General features: G+C 59.8%; 16 protein-coding genes and 1 riboswitch. Of the genes, 8 read left to right on the top strand and 8 right to left on the bottom strand.

Features of this window, described 5'->3' with window-relative positions:
• Positions 1–96 precede the first annotated feature (96 nt).
• Positions 97–714: a PAQR family membrane homeostasis protein TrhA gene (gene trhA, locus QMK58_RS27840; RefSeq protein ID WP_053163227.1), complete on the top strand. Its 618-nt coding sequence runs from the start codon at positions 97–99 to the stop codon at positions 712–714.
• A gap of 83 nt (positions 715–797) precedes the next feature.
• Here the strand turns inward: trhA and QMK58_RS27835 are convergent, their stop codons facing one another.
• A complete protein-coding gene (locus QMK58_RS27835; protein WP_053163224.1) occupies positions 798–1,517 on the bottom strand; it encodes a 16S rRNA (uracil(1498)-N(3))-methyltransferase in 720 nt (239 codons plus the stop codon).
• Between the two features lie 179 nt (positions 1,518–1,696).
• Positions 1,697–3,103: an adenosylmethionine--8-amino-7-oxononanoate transaminase gene (locus tag QMK58_RS27830; RefSeq protein ID WP_053163221.1), complete on the bottom strand. Its 1,407-nt coding sequence runs from the start codon at positions 3,101–3,103 to the stop codon at positions 1,697–1,699.
• Positions 3,104–3,328: 225 nt separating this feature from the next.
• Between QMK58_RS27830 and QMK58_RS27825 the strand changes: the two genes are divergently transcribed.
• The 3 genes from QMK58_RS27825 (at position 3,329) to QMK58_RS27815 (ending at position 6,574) form a co-directional block, all read left to right on the top strand.
• Positions 3,329–5,080 (top strand): flavin monoamine oxidase family protein, encoded by a 1,752-nt coding sequence (locus tag QMK58_RS27825; RefSeq protein ID WP_053163218.1) that lies wholly within the window; start codon positions 3,329–3,331, stop codon positions 5,078–5,080.
• A gap of 322 nt (positions 5,081–5,402) precedes the next feature.
• Complete coding sequence (locus QMK58_RS27820; protein ID WP_053163216.1) at positions 5,403–5,954, top strand: cytochrome b; 552 nt, start codon at positions 5,403–5,405, stop codon at positions 5,952–5,954.
• Between the two features lie 32 nt (positions 5,955–5,986).
• On the top strand, positions 5,987–6,574 hold the full coding sequence (locus QMK58_RS27815; RefSeq protein WP_053163213.1) for a YceI family protein: 588 nt from the start codon (positions 5,987–5,989) through the stop codon (positions 6,572–6,574).
• Positions 6,575–6,733: 159 nt separating this feature from the next.
• Here QMK58_RS27815 and QMK58_RS27810 read toward each other — a convergent pair whose 3' ends face one another.
• From QMK58_RS27810 to ahcY, 4 genes are all read right to left on the bottom strand, one after another.
• Positions 6,734–8,605 carry a DEAD/DEAH box helicase gene (locus QMK58_RS27810; RefSeq protein WP_053163209.1) on the bottom strand — a complete coding sequence of 624 codons (1,872 nt, stop codon included), beginning with the start codon at positions 8,603–8,605 and terminating at the stop codon, positions 6,734–6,736.
• Between the two features lie 225 nt (positions 8,606–8,830).
• A complete protein-coding gene (locus tag QMK58_RS27805) occupies positions 8,831–9,646 on the bottom strand; it encodes a substrate-binding periplasmic protein (protein WP_053163207.1) in 816 nt (271 codons plus the stop codon).
• Positions 9,647–9,840: 194 nt separating this feature from the next.
• A complete protein-coding gene (gene metF / locus QMK58_RS27800; protein WP_320395681.1) occupies positions 9,841–10,686 on the bottom strand; it encodes a methylenetetrahydrofolate reductase [NAD(P)H] in 846 nt (281 codons plus the stop codon).
• A gap of 174 nt (positions 10,687–10,860) precedes the next feature.
• Entirely contained in the window at positions 10,861–12,270 is a 1,410-nt protein-coding gene (gene ahcY / locus QMK58_RS27795) for an adenosylhomocysteinase (protein WP_053163201.1), read from the bottom strand.
• A gap of 23 nt (positions 12,271–12,293) precedes the next feature.
• Positions 12,294–12,394, bottom strand: a riboswitch (S-adenosyl-L-homocysteine riboswitch).
• Between the two features lie 198 nt (positions 12,395–12,592).
• On the opposite strand from ahcY, the gene QMK58_RS27790 reads away from it, so the two are divergent.
• Complete coding sequence (locus QMK58_RS27790) at positions 12,593–12,997, top strand: acyl-CoA thioesterase (RefSeq protein WP_053163198.1); 405 nt, start codon at positions 12,593–12,595, stop codon at positions 12,995–12,997.
• A gap of 172 nt (positions 12,998–13,169) precedes the next feature.
• Positions 13,170–14,057 (top strand): formate/nitrite transporter family protein, encoded by an 888-nt coding sequence (locus tag QMK58_RS27785; protein ID WP_053163195.1) that lies wholly within the window; start codon positions 13,170–13,172, stop codon positions 14,055–14,057.
• A 12-nt stretch (positions 14,058–14,069) separates the two neighbouring features.
• Here QMK58_RS27785 and QMK58_RS27780 read toward each other — a convergent pair whose 3' ends face one another.
• Positions 14,070–15,239 (bottom strand): MFS transporter, encoded by a 1,170-nt coding sequence (locus QMK58_RS27780; protein WP_320395680.1) that lies wholly within the window; start codon positions 15,237–15,239, stop codon positions 14,070–14,072.
• A gap of 276 nt (positions 15,240–15,515) precedes the next feature.
• On the opposite strand from QMK58_RS27780, the gene QMK58_RS27775 reads away from it, so the two are divergent.
• Both QMK58_RS27775 and QMK58_RS27770 read left to right on the top strand, forming a co-directional pair.
• Complete coding sequence (locus QMK58_RS27775; protein WP_053163187.1) at positions 15,516–16,349, top strand: EamA family transporter; 834 nt, start codon at positions 15,516–15,518, stop codon at positions 16,347–16,349.
• 49 nt (positions 16,350–16,398) lie between these two features.
• Positions 16,399–16,782 carry an MAPEG family protein gene (locus QMK58_RS27770; RefSeq protein WP_053163183.1) on the top strand — a complete coding sequence of 128 codons (384 nt, stop codon included), beginning with the start codon at positions 16,399–16,401 and terminating at the stop codon, positions 16,780–16,782.
• Positions 16,783–16,873: 91 nt separating this feature from the next.
• On the opposite strand, the gene QMK58_RS27765 is transcribed toward QMK58_RS27770, so the two are convergent.
• Positions 16,874–18,049: a murein transglycosylase A gene (locus QMK58_RS27765; RefSeq protein ID WP_320395679.1), complete on the bottom strand. Its 1,176-nt coding sequence runs from the start codon at positions 18,047–18,049 to the stop codon at positions 16,874–16,876.
• Between the last annotated feature and the right edge of the window lie 50 nt (positions 18,050–18,099).

Raw genomic sequence — 18,099 nt, 5'->3', positions numbered from 1 at the left:
CTCCTACAGGGGGATTTGTGTTCTGAAACATTGCGCTTTTACGCTTCAGGCCTGAGCCTTGCGTTCTGCGGCAATGAATTGCGAGGTGAGCAACCTATGTATCACGGGGAAAGACTGAACGCCTGGACGCACTTGGTGGGAGCGGTCGCGGCGACGGTCGGCGTGGTGTGGATGCTGGTGATCGCCAGCCTCGACGGCAGTCCATGGAAGATCGTCAGCGTGGCGATCTACGGATTTACCTTGATGTCGCTCTACAGCGCTTCGACCGTTTACCACAGCGTTCGCGGGCGCAAAAAAACGATCATGCAGAAGGTCGATCACTTTTCGATCTACCTGTTGATCGCCGGCAGCTACACGCCATTCTGCCTGGTGAGCTTGCGCGGGCCGTGGGGCTGGACGTTGTTCGGGATTGTCTGGGGGCTGGCGTTGATCGGCATCCTGCAAGAGATCAAACCGCGCTCGGAAGCCCGCGTCCTGTCGATCGTGATTTACGCGGTGATGGGTTGGATCGTGCTGGTGGCGGTCAAGCCGCTGTTGGCTGCATTGGGTATAGCAGGGTTTGCCTGGCTGGCGGCGGGCGGGATTTTCTACACCGTGGGCATTATCTTTTTTGCCCTGGACCATCGCTTGCGGCATGCCCACGGGATCTGGCATCTGTTCGTGATCGCGGGGAGTTTGCTGCACTTTGTGGCGATTTTCTTTTATGTCCTCTAGACCGCGTCGCGGTCTTCGCCAGCAAGCCGGCTCCTACAGATGCCTTTGATCTTCGTAGGAGCTGGCTTGCCAGCGAAAGGGCCCTAGAAGTCACCCCAAAGCTGCTGGGCCACCGCCAATGCCACCACCGGCGCAGTCTCGGTACGCAATACCCGAGGGCCGAGGCGGGCAGCATGGAAGCCGGCGCCCTTGGCCTGATCCACTTCAGCATCCGACAATCCACCTTCCGGCCCGATCAGAAATGCCAGGGTCGCAGGCTTGGCGTGACTGACCAATGGCTCGGCGACCGGATGCAGCACCAATTTCAATTCGGCTTCAGTCTGTTTCAACCAGTCGGCCAACAGCAGCGGCGGATGGATCACCGGCACTGTGGAGCGACCGCATTGCTCGCAGGCGCTGATTGCCACCTGACGCCAGTGCAGCAAGCGTTTGTCGGCGCGTTCATCCTTGAGCCGGACTTCGCAGCGTTCGGTGAAGATCGGGGTGATTTCAGTGACGCCCAACTCCGTGGCCTTCTGAATCGCCCAGTCCATGCGTTCGCCCCGGGACAGGCCCTGGCCGAGATGGATTTGCAGCGGCGACTCGATCTGCCCGGCGAAATTTTCATCGATCTGTACCACCACGCGTTTTTTGCCGACGTCGACCAGCGTGGCGCGAAACTCCTGGCCTGAGCCGTCGAACAGTTGCAGCGCATCACCCTCGGCCATGCGTAGCACACGGCTGATGTAATGGGCCTGAGCCTCCGGCAGTTCGTGCTCGCCGATGCTCAGGGGGGCGTCGATAAAGAAGCGGGACAGTCTCATGCTGGGTCTCTGAAAAAGATACAAATCATCTGAAGGTCGTACCGACCTTATAGCTGGCAAGCCAGTTCCTACAGGTTAGGTGCCGCACACAAAGTTTGTGGAACATACAAATCCTTGTAGGAGCTGGCTTGCCAGCGAAAACGGTCTACCAGATCCAACAGGATTACGGTTGAAATCAATCAGCCCGGATCACGGAACCCCGGATGAAAGTCCTTCGGCACCGCCACGCTGACGCTTTCGCGGGTCGCGATGTCGATGCCTTCAGTGGCCACTTTGGCGAGGAAGTCAATCTGCTCCGGGGTGATCACATACGGCGGCAGGAAATACACCACACTGCCCAACGGACGCAGTAAAGCACCGCGCTCCAGCGCGTGCTGGAACACCTTCAGGCCGCGACGCTCCTGCCACGGATAGGCTTCTTTGCTCGCCTTGTCCTTGACCATCTCGATGGCCAGCACCATGCCGGTCTGGCGCACTTCGCTGACGTTCGGGTGATCGACCAGATGCGCAGTGGACGAGGCCATGCGCTGGGCCAACGCCTTGTTGTTCTCGATGACGTTGTCTTCTTCGAAGATATCCAGCGTCGCCAAGGCTGCCGCACACGCCAACGGGTTGCCGGTGTAGCTGTGGGAATGCAGGAAGGCGCGCAAGGTCGGGTAGTCGTCGTAGAACGCGCTGTAGACCTCGTCGGTGGTTATGCACGCCGCCAGCGGCAGATAGCCGCCGGTCAGGGCTTTGGACAGGCACAGGAAGTCCGGGCGGATGCCGGCCTGCTCGCAGGCGAACATCGTCCCGGTGCGGCCGAAGCCGACGGCGATTTCGTCGTGAATCAGGTGCACGCCATAGCGGTCGCAGGCTTCGCGCAGCAGCTTGAGGTACACCGGGTGGTACATGCGCATGCCGCCGGCGCCCTGGATCAGCGGCTCGACGATCACCGCCGCGACCGTGTCGTGGTTTTCGGCCAGGGTCTGTTCCATGGCGGCGAACATGTTGCGCGAGTGCTCTTCCCAGCTCATGCCTTCGGGACGCAGGTAGCAGTCCGGGCTCGGCACCTTGATGGTGTCCATCAACAGCGCTTTATAGGTCTCGGTGAACAGCGGCACGTCGCCCACCGACATCGCGGCCATGGTTTCGCCGTGGTAGCTGTTGGTCAGAGTGACGAAGCGCTTCTTGTTCGTCTGGCCGCGGTTGAGCCAGTAATGAAAGCTCATTTTCAGTGCCACTTCGATGCAGGACGAGCCGTTGTCGGCGTAGAAGCACCGGGTCAGGCCTTCCGGTGTCATCTTCACCAGACGCTCTGACAGCTCGATCACCGGTTGATGGCTGAAGCCGGCGAGGATCACGTGCTCCAGCTGATCGACCTGATCCTTGATGCGCTGGTTGATCCGCGGATTGGCGTGACCGAACACATTGACCCACCAGGAGCTGACCGCATCGAGGTAGCGCTTGCCTTCGAAATCTTCGAGCCAGACGCCTTCACCGCGCTTGATCGGGATCAGCGGCAGTTGTTCGTGATCTTTCATCTGGGTGCAGGGATGCCACAACACCGCGAGGTCGCGTTGCATCCACTGATTATTCAGGCCCATTTTCACTCTCCTGGAGGCGGTCCGAGACAAGCGCGGACCTACAATCGCGCAAGCCTATGCAATGCGTGCCACGGGGACAACCCATTGTGTCGATTGAGCTACTTTGTATAGGTCGATAGACGTCGCTGGCGGCGTTTTGATGGCTGACGTATTCTTCGCGGTTCTTGAGCCGTCTGGCTGCAAAAAAAACCGCTGTTTTCCTCGTGTATTTCCGGAGTTCGCTGAATGTCTGTCGGTTGGCTGCGCGCCTGTGCGCTGGTGATGTTGGGGCTGTTCAGCGTGTCTGCGCTGGCCAAGGATAAAACCGCAATCGTGATCGGCGGCGGGGTCTCGGGCCTCACGGCGGCATACGAGCTGCAAAACAAGGGCTGGCAGGTCACCCTGCTGGAAGCCAAGTCGAGCCCGGGCGGTCGCTCCGGCATGGCCACCAGTGAGTGGATCGGCAACGACAAGGCCCAGCCAGTGCTGAACAAATACGTGTCGACCTTCAAGCTGAGCACCACGCCGGCGCCTGAATTCGTGCGGACTCCGAGCTACCTGATCGACGGCGAGTATTTCTCCGCCGCCGACCTGGCGACCAAGCAACCGGCCACCGCCGAGGCGCTCAAGCGCTACGAAAAGACCGTGGACGATCTGGCGCGCTCGATCGACGACCCGCAGAACCCGTCGGCCAACAGCACCCTGCACGCCCTGGACCAGATCAACGTGTCCAACTGGCTGGATCGCCTGAATCTGCCGGCCACTGCCCGTCAGCTGGTAAACCAACAGATTCGTACCCGTTATGACGAACCGTCGCGGATCTCGCTGCTGTATTTCGCCCAGCAGAGCCGCGTTTACCGTGGCGTGTCCGACCGCGACCTGCGCGCTTCGCGTCTGCTCGGTGGCAGCCCGGTACTGGCCCAGGCCTTCGTCAAGCAGCTGAAAACCATCAAGACCAGCTCGCCCGTCTCGGCCATCGTCCAGGACAAGGACGGCGTGACCGTCAAGGTCGGCAGCGTCGGTTATCAGGCGGATTACGTGGTTCTGGCCGTGCCATTGCGCGCCCTGAACAAGATCCAGATGACCCCTTCACTGGACGCCCAGCACCTGGCAGCGATCAAAGGCACCAACTACGGCTGGCGCGACCAGATCATGCTGAAGTTCAAGACGCCGGTGTGGGAGCCTAAAGCGCGCATGTCCGGTGAGATTTACAGCAACGCCGGTCTGGGCATGCTGTGGATCGAGCCAGCCCTGAAGGGCGGCGCCAACGTGGTGATCAACCTGTCCGGCGACAATGCGCGAGTGATGCAGGCGTTCGGCGACAAGCAAATGGTCGACCAGGTGCTGATTCGTCTGCACGCGTTTTATCCACAGGCGCGCGGCTCGTTCACCGGCTATGAAATCCGTCGCTACAGTACCGACCCTTCGATGGGTGGCGCTTACCTGGCGTTCGGCCCAGGCCAGATCAGCAAATTCTGGCGCCTGTGGGAACGTCCGATCCAGCGCGTAGCCTTTGCTGGCGAACACACTGACACCCTGTACCCAGGCACCCTGGAAGGTGCGTTGCGCACCGGTCAGCGTGCGGCCGCTCAGGTTGAAGACATGGCCGCTGGCAAGTCGTTCGAAGCGGAAAAACTGGTTCCGGCCACCGCAGCGGCGGTAGGCGCTGGCGCGGTTGCCGCGAAGAAGGGCAACTTCTTCAGCAACCTGTTCGGCGGTTCGGATGACGAGAAGAAGCCAGAGCCGGTCAAGGCACCTGAGCCTGTCGCACCGCCAGCTCCGGCGCCAGTTCCAGCCCCTGCAGCTGCACCGGTCCCGGTTGAAGCGCCGAAGCCTGTGGCCCCGGTGAAAACCGAGCCGGCGAAGAAAGCACCGGCCAAAGCACCTGCGAAGAAAACCGAGGCGAAAAAAGCCCCGGCCAAGACACCGGTGAAAAAAACCGATTCGGCCAAGACACCGGCGACCAAACCAGCGGCTACGACGCAAGCGAAGGCTTAACAAGACTTCGTGATGAACAGAAGCGCGGCTCATGGGCCGCGCTTTTTTTTGCCTGGACCATCGCTTTCGCGGGCAAGCCCCGTCCCACAAGGATCAGCGCAAACCCTGTATGAGCAGGCTTGCCCGCGATCAGACCGGTTCAGGCGACGATTTTTTATAAGCAGTTCATTCACACCCCGCCACAATTTCGCCTTTAATCTTTCCTTAACTCACCTGTTTCAGACTCTTGATCGTATTTCTCGATATTTCAAAGCGAAATTTTCGGCTTTAATTCGATAGATAAATCTTTAGTCTTGGTCGCAGTTCTCACAGGATTTGGGCAATGCAGCTACGAAACTCTACTTCCCGTTACGGTTGGGTCAGCATCTTCATGCATTGGGGTGTAGCGCTGGCGGTGTTCGGTTTGTTCGCCCTGGGGCTGTGGATGGTCGGCCTCGACTACTACAGCACCTGGCGCAAAGATGCACCGGACCTGCACAAGAGCATCGGCCTGGTGTTGTTGGGTGTGATGGTGTTGCGCGTACTGTGGCGCTTCATCAGCCCGCCGCCGCCGACCTTGTCCAGCTACAGCCGCACGACGCGCCTTGGCGCCAGGTTCGGCCATGGCTTTCTGTATCTCAGTCTGTTCGCTGTGATGATTGCCGGTTACCTGATTTCCACCGCAGAAGGTGTCGGGATCCCGGTGTTTGGCTTGTTTGAAGTCCCTGCGCTGGTCTCCGGACTGCCGGACCAGGCAGACACTGCTGGCGTGATTCATCTGTACCTGGCATGGGCGCTGGTAATTTTTTCCGGCCTCCATGCGTTGGCAGCATTGAAACACCACTTTATCGATCGTGATGTGACCCTCAAGCGAATGCTGGGTCGCAAAGCCTGAAGTTCAACCTCGACTCCAAAGGAAAACAAAGCATGTTGAAAAAGACTCTGGCCGCTCTGGCAATCGGTTCGGCCCTGTTGTCCGCCGGTAACGCAATGGCTGCTGACTATGTCGTCGACAAGGAAGGCCAGCACGCCTTCGTTGACTTCAAGATCAGCCACCTGGGCTACAGCTACATCACCGGGACATTCAAGGACATCGACGGCAAGTTCAGCTTCGACGCAGCCAAGCCTGAAGACAGCAAGATCGAGTTCAACGTGAACACCGCCAGCGTGTTCACCAACAACGCCGAGCGCGACAAGCACATCTCCAGCAAAGACTTCCTGAATGGCAGCAAAGCTACGTTCGTTTCCACCAGCGTCAAATCCACCGGTAAAAACGCCGCTGGCAAGGACACAGCTGACGTAGCGGGCGACCTGACCATCCTCGGCGTAACCAAGCCAATCGTGGTCAAGGCCACTTTCCTGGGTGAAGGCAAGGATCCATGGGGCGGCTACCGTGCAGGCTTCGAGGGTACCTTCAGCCTCAAGCGCTCCGATTTCGGCAAGCAGAAAGACCTGGGCCCATCGTCCGATGCCGTTGAAATGTACGTGACGTTTGAAGGTGTGAAAGCGAAGTAATGCTGAGCCCGTAGGAGCCGGCTTGCTGGCGATAGCGTCTTTCGCAACACAGCAAAACCGAGTCGCCCCCATCGCCAGCAAGCTGGCTCCTACAGGTTTTTCGCCATAAAAAATGCCCCGACTCTCCCGAGCCGGGGCATTTTTTATTTCAGCGATAACTCAGCGATTGCGGGTCAGCAATGCCGGTTTTTCGCCGCGAGGACGGCTTGGCAGTTGATCCAGCTGCTCAGGTGTCGGGAAGCGATCAGCCTTCGACTCCTTGTGCATGATCTTCGGCGCAGGGCCACGCGGATTTTGCACAGCCGGTTCCGAACGCGGTTGATCGTCACGGGCCGGGCGGCGATTGCGCGAGTCTTCACGACGGGCCTGACCGTCACGCGGCGCACCGCTGCGTGGACCGCTGCGCTTGGCTGGCGGCGTACCGGTGCTGGCACCGTCGCTGTTGCGTGGAGCGTTCGAGCGACCGCCCTGTGGCTTGCCGGAGCGCGGAGCCCCCGAACCTGCCGCAGTGCCTTGTGCCGGAGCACCTGGACGGCGGCCACGGCCTTGAGCAGGTTTTTGCTGCGGCACGTAGTCGACGCGATTGCCGAAGTTATCGATATCGTCGTCCAGGAACTCGTCCGGCGCACGATCTGCGGCGGCGCGTGGCGGCTGCGACGGACGCTGTTCGCGAGCCGGAGTGCCTTCACGTGGCTTTTGCTGACGGGCCGGACGTTCGCCGCGCTCGCCTGCCGGTTTTTCCTTGCCCTTGTCCTTGCCTTTGTCCTTGCGACCGCCGCCGCCACCACCGCCGTTCGGACCGTCGCCGCGTGGGCCACGTGGATTGCGCGGGTTGCGCATGTCCGGACGCTCGCGGACTTCAGGCTTCTCAGCCTCAATGGTGCTGGCATCGAAGCCCATCAGGTCGCCGTCGGCGATTTTCTGCTTGGTCATGCGTTCAATGCTTTTCAGCAGTTTTTCTTCGTCCGGCGCCACCAGCGAAATCGCCTCGCCCGAACGACCGGCACGGCCGGTACGGCCGATGCGGTGCACGTAGTCTTCATCGACGTTCGGCAGTTCGAAGTTGACCACGTGTGGCAACTGGTCGATATCGAGGCCGCGAGCGGCGATGTCGGTGGCGACCAGGATGCGCACGGTGCCAGCCTTGAAATCGGCCAGGGCTTTGGTGCGCGCGTTCTGGCTCTTGTTGCCGTGGATGGCGACGGCGCTCAGGCCGTGTTTGTCCAGGTACTCGGCCAGGCGGTTGGCGCCGTGCTTGGTGCGGGTGAACACCAGCACCTGTTCCCAGGCGCCGGCGGTAATCAGGTGAGCCAGCAAGGCGCGCTTGTGGCTGGCCGGCAGGCGGAATACGCGCTGTTCGATGCGCTCGACCGTGGTGTTCGGCGGCGTGACTTCGATGCGTTCCGGGTTGTGCAACAGCTTGCCGGCGAGGTCGGTGATGTCCTTGGAGAAGGTCGCCGAGAACAGCAGGTTCTGGCGCTTGGCCGGCAGACGGGCCAGGACCTTCTTCACGTCATGGACGAAGCCCATGTCGAGCATGCGGTCGGCTTCGTCCAGCACGAGGATTTCCACGTGGGACAGGTCGACGCTGCCTTGGCCGGCCAGATCGAGCAGACGGCCAGGGCAGGCCACCAGCACGTCGACACCACGAGACATGGCCTGAACCTGCGGATTCATGCCGACGCCACCGAAGATGCAGGCGCTGACGAACTTGAGGTCACGGGCATAGACCTTGAAGCTCTCATGCACCTGTGCCGCCAGTTCGCGGGTTGGGGTCAGGACCAGTACGCGCGGTTGGCGCGGGCCGTGACGCTGGGATTTGTCCGGATGACCGTTGGGGAACAACCGCTCCAGGATCGGAAGGGCGAAACCGCCGGTTTTACCAGTACCTGTCTGTGCCGCGACCATCAGGTCGCGACCTTGCAACACGGCGGGAATGGCCCGCTGTTGCACCGGAGTAGGCTCGGTATAGCCCGCTGCCTCGATGGCGCGGACTAAAGCCTCGGAGAGACCGAGGGAAGCAAAGGACATGAGTAATCCTGTTCTAAGTTAGGGCTTGGCCCAATGGGAGTCTTGCCTGGCGCGAATAGCGTTTAAGAGGAACGCAATCCCGTCCGGTCCTGCTTCGGTCACGAAGGCTCGTCTAGAGCGCTCGCGCGGGCTGCAAAGCTGCGCTGTAGCGGGGTATAGATGCCTTGAACGATTCCGAGCGTCCGGGCGTGAGCCTGGCGGGAAGGCCGGAGTATAACAGAGCAATCACTGCGCGCTGCTTTCATGCTGCTCAACGGCTTTTTCTGTGGCGGCGGTGGTTTTTTCTTTCTTCATGATGGCGGACGGCTCCGCGCCATAGCGCGCGCTCAATTCGGCGTAGGCGGGTTCGCGCTTGAAACGTTTGAGTTCTGCGCCGAAACGTTGAACCAGCAAATCCATGCCGGCATTGCGGCGCACGGCAAGGAACTGGCTTTGTTGGCTGATGACCATCGGGTTTTCGGTGATCTTGTCGCGGATTTTCAACTCGTCGAGCAAGTGTTGACCAACCCGGCGGTCGGTAATGAGCAGGTCGATTCGGCCGCGAACCAATTTGCCGAAGTTGGCCTCGTGGCTCGGTGCCGGCTCGCGGGTGAATACCGTCGAGTCGCTGAAGTCCTTGCTGTACAGGTAGCCCGGCGAGGTGCCGATAGTCAGGCCGCGCAGATCTTCCAGCGTGCGAAACGGATGAGGTCGGTTGTTGGCGTAGAACATTACGAACTGCACGTCAGAGAGGGGCTCGCTGGGGTAGAGCAAGGTCGCATCGCGTTCGTCGCTGTGGAAAATGTCCAGCGCGCCATCGGCCTGGCCGGACTCCAGCATCGACAGGCAGCGTTTCCACGGCAGGAACTGCCATTCCACTTCAATGCCCAGACGCTTGAACACAATGGCGGTGGTTTCGTAGTCCAGACCCAGAGCCTTGCCGCCGTCCTCATACACGTAAGGTGCCCACGGTTCAGTGACAATACGCAACTTCTCGCCCCGAGCGGCGAAGCTCAGGCAAGTGAAAGCAAGCACGGCGATTAACTGCTTGATCAAAGGCATGGGCTGAGATTACGACGAGAAATCGGAAAGAGCCAGAAACCGAGCGCAGATGCTCTAACTCCGTGGATTACTGCACAAAAAAAGTGCGTTGAAAGTAAAAGATCGCAACCTTCGGCAGTTCCTGCACAGGGATGTGTAACCCGTGTAGGAGCTGCCGCAGGCTGCGATCTTTTGATCTTGCTTGAACGACTTTTCTAGCGAGGCAACTTCAGGTTGTTCCACACCGCCAGGCTCGCTTCAGCCTGGTTCAATGTGTAGAAGTGCAAGCCAGGAGCGCCGCCTTGCAGCAGGCGTTCACACATCTCGGTGATGACTTGCTCACCAAAGCCTTGAATGCTTTGGGTGTCGTCGCCGAAGGCTTCCAGTTGCTTGCGGATCCAGCGCGGGATTTCCGCACCGCAGGCATCGGAGAAGCGCGCGAGCTTGCTGTAGTTGGTGATCGGCATGATCCCCGGAACGATCGGAATGTTCACGCCCAGTGCCCGTACACGCTCGACGAAGTAGAAGTAACTGTCGGCGTTGAAGAAGTACTGGGTGATTGCACTGTCGGCGCCAGCGTTGGACTTGCGCACGAAATTGGCGATATCGTCTTCGAAATTGCGCGCTTGCGGATGCATCTCCGGATATGCGGCCACTTCGATGTGGAAATGATCGCCGGTTTCTTCACGAATGAATTCAACCAGGTCATTGGCGTGGCGCATTTCACCGCTGGCCATGCCCATGCCCGAAGGCAGGTCACCGCGTAGCGCTACGATGCGCTTGATGCCAGCTGATTTGTACTGGGCCAGCAGGCCGCGCAAGTCTTCCTTGCTGTCGCCTACGCAAGACAGATGTGGCGCGGCCGGCACTTTGACTTCGCTTTCGAGCTGCAACACGGTGTTGAGCGTGCGATCACGGGTCGAACCGCCGGCGCCGTAGGTGCAGGAGAAGAAGTCGGGATTGTAGGTAGCCAACTGACGAGCAGTGGCGAGCAGCTTTTCATGCCCAGCATCGGTCTTCGTAGGGAAGAACTCGAAGCTGTAGCGACGATCTTGGGACATGGTCATACCCTTTAAAACGCGTAAGCCTGTGAGCCGGTTTGCCCGCAATCGCCAGCAAGCCGGCTCCTACAGGATTTGTGTCGTACGCGTTACTCACATACGACCGTCCCTTGTAGGAGCCGGCTTGCCGGCGAATCAGGCGACGCGGTGTATCAGCACACCGCGATCAACCAATCAGTAGCGGTAAGCGTGCGGCTTGAACGGACCTTCAACGGTCACGCCGATGTAGTCGGCCTGGGTCTTGGTCAGTTGAGTCACGACGCCGCCGAAACCGCGGACCATTTCCAGGGCCACTTCTTCGTCGAGTTTCTTCGGCAGTACTTCAACGGTCAGACGCTCGGCTTTCTGGGCTGGCGACAGGTCGGCGTACTTCTGGCCGAACAGGAAGATCTGGGCCAGAACCTGGTTGGCGAACGAGCCGTCCATGATGCGGCTCGGGTGGCCAGTGGCGTTGCCCAGGTTAACCAGACGGCCTTCGGCCAGCAGGATCAGGTAGTCGTCGTTCTGCGGATCGAAATCGCCAGCGCCGGTGCGGTGGATCTTGTGAACCTGTGGCTTCACTTCTTCCCATGCCCAGTTCTTGCGCATGAAAGCGGTGTCGATTTCGTTGTCGAAGTGGCCGATGTTGCAGACAACCGCACGTTTCTTCAGAGCTTTGAGCATGTTCGAGTCGCAAACATTGACGTTGCCGGTGGTGGTCACGATCAGGTCGATCTTGCCCAGCAGTGCTTTGTCGATGCTCGCTTCGGTGCCGGTGTTGATACCGTCGATGAACGGCGAAACCAGTTCGAAACCGTCCATGCAGGCTTGCATGGCGCAGATCGGATCGACTTCGGAAACTTTAACGATCATGCCTTCCTGACGCAGGGACTGAGCGGAACCCTTGCCCACGTCGCCGTAACCGATGACCAGCGCTTGCTTGCCGGACAGCAGGTGGTCGGTGCCGCGCTTGATCGCGTCGTTCAGGCTGTGACGGCAGCCGTACTTGTTGTCGTTCTTGCTCTTGGTCACCGAGTCGTTGACGTTGATGGCCGGGATCTTCAGCTCGCCCTTGGCCAGCATGTCCAGCAGGCGGTGAACGCCGGTGGTGGTTTCTTCGGTCACGCCGTGAACGCGGTCCAGAACGGCTGGGTATTTCTTGTGCAGCAGCTCGGTCAGGTCGCCGCCATCGTCGAGGATCATGTTGGCGTCCCATGGCTGGCCATCCTTCAGGATGGTTTGTTCCAGGCACCACTCGTACTCTTGCTCGGTCTCGCCTTTCCAGGCGAAAACCGGGATGCCGGCAGCGGCGATGGACGCTGCAGCCTGGTCTTGAGTCGAGAAAATGTTGCAGGACGACCAGCGTACTTCGGCACCCAGGGCAACCAGGGTTTCGATCAGCACGGCAGTCTGAATGGTCATGTGGATGCAGCCAAGGATCTTGGCGCCTTTGAGCGGCTGCTCGCCGGAGTACTTGCGGCGCAGACCCATCAGGGCTGGCATTTCGGATTCAGCGATGATGGTTTCGCGACGGCCCCAGGCAGCCAGGGACATGTCGGCGACTTTGTAGTCGTTGAAATCTGCAGGCGTGTTGACAGCGCTCATGAAGAGCCTCCATTCGTAATGTATGCGAATGGGCGCCGTTGTGCGTTTAGTGTCCGGCCTCAAGGCCAGGCAACGCCCCATCCGAGCCTGACAGGTCAAACCTGCTGCAGCGCCCCTCGGACAGGTGGCGGGAAAACGGTAGCAATTGAAGATGACCGTTTTGAAACGGGGGCGATTATAGCGGGCTATGCTGATCTTCCAAAGCGTTTCTGTTGGGCAATGTCCGAACGGTAATCGAGCCCATAGTTTAAGCGTGATAGAGCTCTGGCCCGCGCTCTGCCAAGATACCGTCCATCATTCGGCAAGACGCTCAGGAGTGAACATGAATTTCCACACCCGCAAATGGGTAAAACCCGAAGACCTCAACCCTAATGGCACCTTGTTCGGCGGCAGTCTGCTGCGCTGGATCGATGAAGAAGCGGCGATTTATGCCATCGTCCAGTTGGGCAACCAGCGCGTGGTCACCAAGTACATTTCCGAAATCAACTTCGTCAGCGCCTCGCGCCAGGGCGACATCATCGAGCTGGGCATCACCGCCACCGAGTTCGGCCGCACCTCGATCACGCTGACGTGCGAAGTGCGCAACAAGATCACCCGCAAAAGCATTCTGACGGTGGAGAAGATGGTCTTCGTCAACCTCGGGGAAGACGGCTTGCCCGCACCGCACGGCCGGACGGAGATCAAGTACGTCAAAGACCAGTTCCAGGACGACGACACCGGCTCTTAATGCGAGCCGTGTAGGACCTGCCGCAGGCTGCGATCTTTCGACTTTGATCCTGGCGTCATCTCTGACTGCTTAAAATCAAGATCAAAAGATCGCAGCCTTCGGCAGCTCCTACAGAACGTAAGGCCAACCCCGCGTGTCGTAGCTAGATAACCCGCCACCGGTTGCGCAGCTCATGAACTCGGCACAAAAAGGCAAGACCCCGAATCTTTCGGCGCAAGAAGAGCACGAAGTCGAAAAGAACCAGCCGCCCCGTGCAGCGGTATTGCACGAGATCATTCGCACCCAGGGCGATCAGGAACTGGAGCGCAGCATTGCGGCGTTGTGGTGGTCGGCGCTGGCGGCGGGGTTGACCATGGGCCTGTCGCTGATGGGCATGGGATTGCTCAACTCGCGTCTGCCGGACGGCGAAGGGTTCAAGGTGGTGGCGAGTTTCGGCTACTGCGCGGGTTTTCTCGCGGTGATCCTCGCTCGTCAGCAATTGTTCACCGAAAACACCCTGACCGCCGTGCTGCCGGTGATGACCAAGCCGACGCTGGCCAATTTCGGACGTTTGTTGCGTCTATGGACGGTGGTGCTGGTCGGCAATCTCTGCGGCACCCTGCTGGTGGCGTACGTGATGCTGGAGCTGCCGATTTTCGACAGCAAGACCGACGTGGCCTTTCTCGACATCGGCCGCAAGGTCATGGAAAACGACGCCAGCCAGATGTTCGCCAAGGGCATCGTTTCCGGCTGGATGATTGCCACCATGGTCTGGATGATTCCGTCCATGGAGAGCGCCAAGATGTGGATCATCATCCTCATCACCTATCTCATGGCGCTGGGGGATTTCACGCATATTGTGGTGGGGTCGGCGGAGGTGTCCTATCTGGTGTTTGCCGGGGAATTGCCATGGCGCGATTTCTGGCTGGTGTTTGCCGGACCGACGCTGCTGGGGAACATCATCGGCGGCAGCTTCATCTTTGCGCTGATCAGCCATGCGCAGATTCGCAGCGAAAGCGGCCCGCCCAAACCGCCTGCGAATCAAGCACAGACGCCTGATTCGCAGTCGCTCAAAAAGTAGACATCACGACACTCAGCCAGCCACATTCAGTGGGGCGTCGGCCCGACGCTGGCGGTAGATAAAAAACAGCGCGGTCAGTACCGTCAGCACGCTGACCAATGCGCCGGTCCACGGCAGATCCGCCAGATCGGCACCACTGGCGACCACCAGCCCGCCAATCCATGCGCCGGCCGCGTTGCCGAGATTGAACGCACTCTGGTTCAAGGTCGACCCCAGGTTCGGCGCTTCGTGGGCCTGATCGATGATCAGCAGTTGCAGGATCGGGCACAGGGCAAAAGCAAAAATTCCCCACAACACCAACGTGATGGCGGCCGGGATCACCGAATGGCTGGTCTGGCTGAAGGCCGCCAATACCACGACGACCGCCAGTGCCATCCCCACCAGTGACGGCAACAAACGGCTGTCGGCCAGTCGCCCCCCGAGCATGCTGCCGGCGGTCAGGCCTACGCCGAACAACAGCAACATGATGGTCACACCGTGGGGACTGACACCGGTGATGTCCTGCAGAATCGGCGCGATGTAGGTGAACACGCTGAACAGGCTGGTCGAAGCCAGTACGCTCATGCCCAGCGCCAACAGCACGTTGGCCTTGCCCAGTACCTTGAATTCGCTGGCGAGGTTGGCTTTGTCCATTGCAATGTTTTTGGGCAGCCAGAGCCATTGCGCGATGGCGGCAATCACGCCAATCACCGACACGGCCCAGAAAGTCGAACGCCAGCCCGCGTATTGTCCAAGGGCCGTGCCCAGTGGCACGCCGAGCACGTTGGCCAGGGTCAGGCCGGTGAACATCATGGCAATCGCCTGGGCGCGTTTGTTTGGTGCGACCAGCCCTGCAGCCACCACCGAACCGATGCCGAAGAATGCACCGTGACACAACGCAGTCACCACCCGCGCGGCCATCAGCGTGGCGTAATTCGGTGCCAGTGCGCAGAGCATGTTGCCGAGGATGAACATCAAAGTCATGCCCAGCAGCGTGGCCTTGCGCGGCATGTTGGCGGTGCCGACCGCGAGGATCGGCGCGCCGAACACGACGCCCAGGGCATAGCCGGTGATCAGCAAGCCGGCATGAGGAATGCTCACGGCAAGGTCGCGTGCAACGTCGGGCAGCAGGCCCATGATGACGAACTCGGTGGTGCCGATGCCGAAGGCGGCAACGGCGAGGGCTAGCAAAGCAAGTGGCATGCGCAAGGTCTCTGTCGGTAGTCTTGACGCTGTGATCAGGCATACGCAGACCGGTGTCCGTTCTCGACGAGAGCGGCCAGGGCAGGATTTTTATTGGAATTAGTCGTGCGCAACTGAGTGCGGCGTGGTCGGTTGCAGTATAAACAGCCACTGACATATGGCGAATCAATTCTCTCCCCCCCCTTGTAGGAGCCGGCTTGCTGGCGATGGCGTTCTTAAGGTCACTTCGCCAGCAAGCCGGCTCCTACAAGGGGGGGACAATAAAAGGAGTGGGCCGTGCTTGCGACGGCGTTGGTGTTGGTGGCGGCGCTGTTGCACGCAGCGTGGAATACCCTGATCAAGTTCAGTGCCGAGCGGTTGCTGGTAGTGGCTTGCATGGACAGCGTGGCGCTGATTTTTGTCGCTCTGATGCTGCCTTTCGTGGCGTTACCGCCGCTGGACATCTGGCCTTGGATACTGGCGTCGGCGGCGTTCGAACTGCTCTATCGCTATTTGCTGATCCAGGCTTATCGGGTCGGGGATCTGGGGCTTGTTTACCCGTTGATGCGTGGCCTGTCACCGCTGGTGGTGCTGGCCTTGACGCTGATCTTTGCCGGGGAAGTGCTGACCCATCAGCAGATTTTCGGAATCCTGCTGATTCCCTTCGGCATGTTATGCCTGCTCTGGCAGGGCGGTGGTGGCGCGCGTCTGCCGTGGTCGATGCTGCCGGTGGTGGTGTTGATCGGTCTGTGCATCGGCTGCTACACCTTCATCGATGGCCAGGCACTGCGGCGCTGGTCGCATCCATTGGATTACCTGGTCTGGGTCACCCTGCTCAGTGCCTGGCCGTTTCCGCTGCTGGCGTGGGTGCGCAAGCGACCTGCGTTCATGCTGTTCTGGCGCGAGCAGTGGCGGTTGGGACTGGCCGTCGGATTCTGCGTGTTGTTCAGCTACGCTCTGGTGCTGTGGGCCATGCAGCTGGGATCGATTGCCGAAGCGGCGGCACTGCGCGAGATCAGTGTGATTCTGGTGGTGCTGTTCGGTATGCGTTATCTGAAAGAACCTTTTGGCGGGCCGCGCCTCTTAGCCTGTGGATTGGTGTTGATCGGCATATTGGTGATGAAATTTTGATCACCGTTGATGGATGCGATTTTCTATAATTTGAAGAAGGGACTGCGTAATGACGGTTGCTCTGTGGTGCATTTTGATTGCGATCTTCCTGCCTTACCTGTGCACGGGCGTCGCGAAGGTCAGTGGCGGATACAGGCTGAGAGACAACCATGACCCTCGGGATTTTCTCGACTCCCTGGAAGGTTTGGGCAGGCGGGCGAATTCGGCGCAGTTGAACAGCTTTGAGGTGACTCCGGCGTTCGCGGCCGCAGTGATCGTTGCGCACCTGGCCGGCAATGCCGAGTTGGTGACGATCAATGTGTTGGCGGTATTGTTCATTACCAGTCGACTGCTTTACATCATTTGCTATCTGGCGGACTGGGCAACGTTGCGGTCGTTGATGTGGTTTGTGGGGATGGGGTTGATCATCAGTTTCTTTGTGGTTTCTGTTTAAAGGCTGGATCAAAAAGATCGCAGGCTGCGCCAGCCCCTACTGGATTTCGAGTCATCTGTAGGAGCTGGCGCAGCCTGCGATCTTTTTGCTGTTAGAGCTTGTCAGCCACCTGCGGCACTTGCGGAAGTGCCGCGCCTTTAGGCCAGAGCATCCAGATCTGTCCTTGCTGTTTCATGTCCCCAGCCAACTGCCCGGCCGCCTCGCCGGTGCCCCAGAACAGGTCCGCTCGAACCTCCCCGGCAATTGCACCGCCGGTGTCCTGTGCCGCCACGGGGCGAACCAGCGCCGTGCCATCCGGTTTGGTGGTAGACAGCCACAGCAGGCTCCCCAGCGGAATCACCTTGCGATCCACCGCTGCGCTATAGCCCGCAGTCAGTGGCACGTTCAGCGATCCGCGAGGACCTTCGTTGCTGTCCGGGTTGCGAGTAAAAAACACGTAGCTCGGGTTGCTGCCGAGCAGTTCAGGAATGCGTGACGGGTTGGCCTTGGCCCACGTGCTGATGGCGCCCATGGTCACGTCTTCCTTTTTCAGCTCGCCTTGCTCCACCAGCCAACGTCCGATGGGGCGATACGGGTGTCCGTTCTGGTCGGCATAAGCAATGCGCAATTGACGCCCGCTATCGAGCTGGATGCGACCCGAGCCCTGGATTTGCAGGAATTGCAGGTTCATCGGGTCGGTCAGCCAGGCCACGACGGGTGCCTTGACCCCGTTGCTCTCGATAGTGGCTGCATCGTCGTAAGGCTTGAGCACGCGGCCTTCGAGCCGGCCGCGCAGGCGTTTGCCCTTCAATTCCGGATAAATGCTGTCGAGGGAAACGATGATCATGTCTTCGGGCACGCCATACACCGGGACATTCGCCACGTCGGTCTGGGTCAGGCTGCCGGGGTAGACCGGCTCGTAGTAGCCGGTGATCAGGCCGTTCGGGTTGTCATTGGCGGCGCGCAGGCCGTAGACGTCGAGGTTCTGCTTGAGGAAGCCGCGAATGTCGCTGGCGGTTTGCGGCACATTGGCAGCCGCGGCGCAGGTGCCGCCCCAGACAGCGTCAGCCTTGAGTCGCGTGCAGGCGCTACGCCATGAGCCGAAACCGGCGACGAGGTCGCTGTCGGACACCGCTGGGAGTGCTTCCCACGTGGCGCTTGAGTACGTGGCCAGGGCGTGGGTTTTCGGTTTGTTGTCATCGCTTCCACCGGTGCAGCCTGCGAGCACGGCCACCATCGGAAGGGTCCAGGCAAGGCTGTGACGCCAGGTGTTGAAACGGCTGTTCATGGAGTGATTCCTTTGCCGGTTGCCCGAGTGCTCCATGCGCTCAAACAACC

The sequence above is a fragment of the Pseudomonas sp. P8_241 genome (assembly GCF_034008315.1).
Classification (GTDB): domain Bacteria; phylum Pseudomonadota; class Gammaproteobacteria; order Pseudomonadales; family Pseudomonadaceae; genus Aquipseudomonas.
This window is presented reverse-complemented; position numbering and strand designations above follow the sequence as displayed.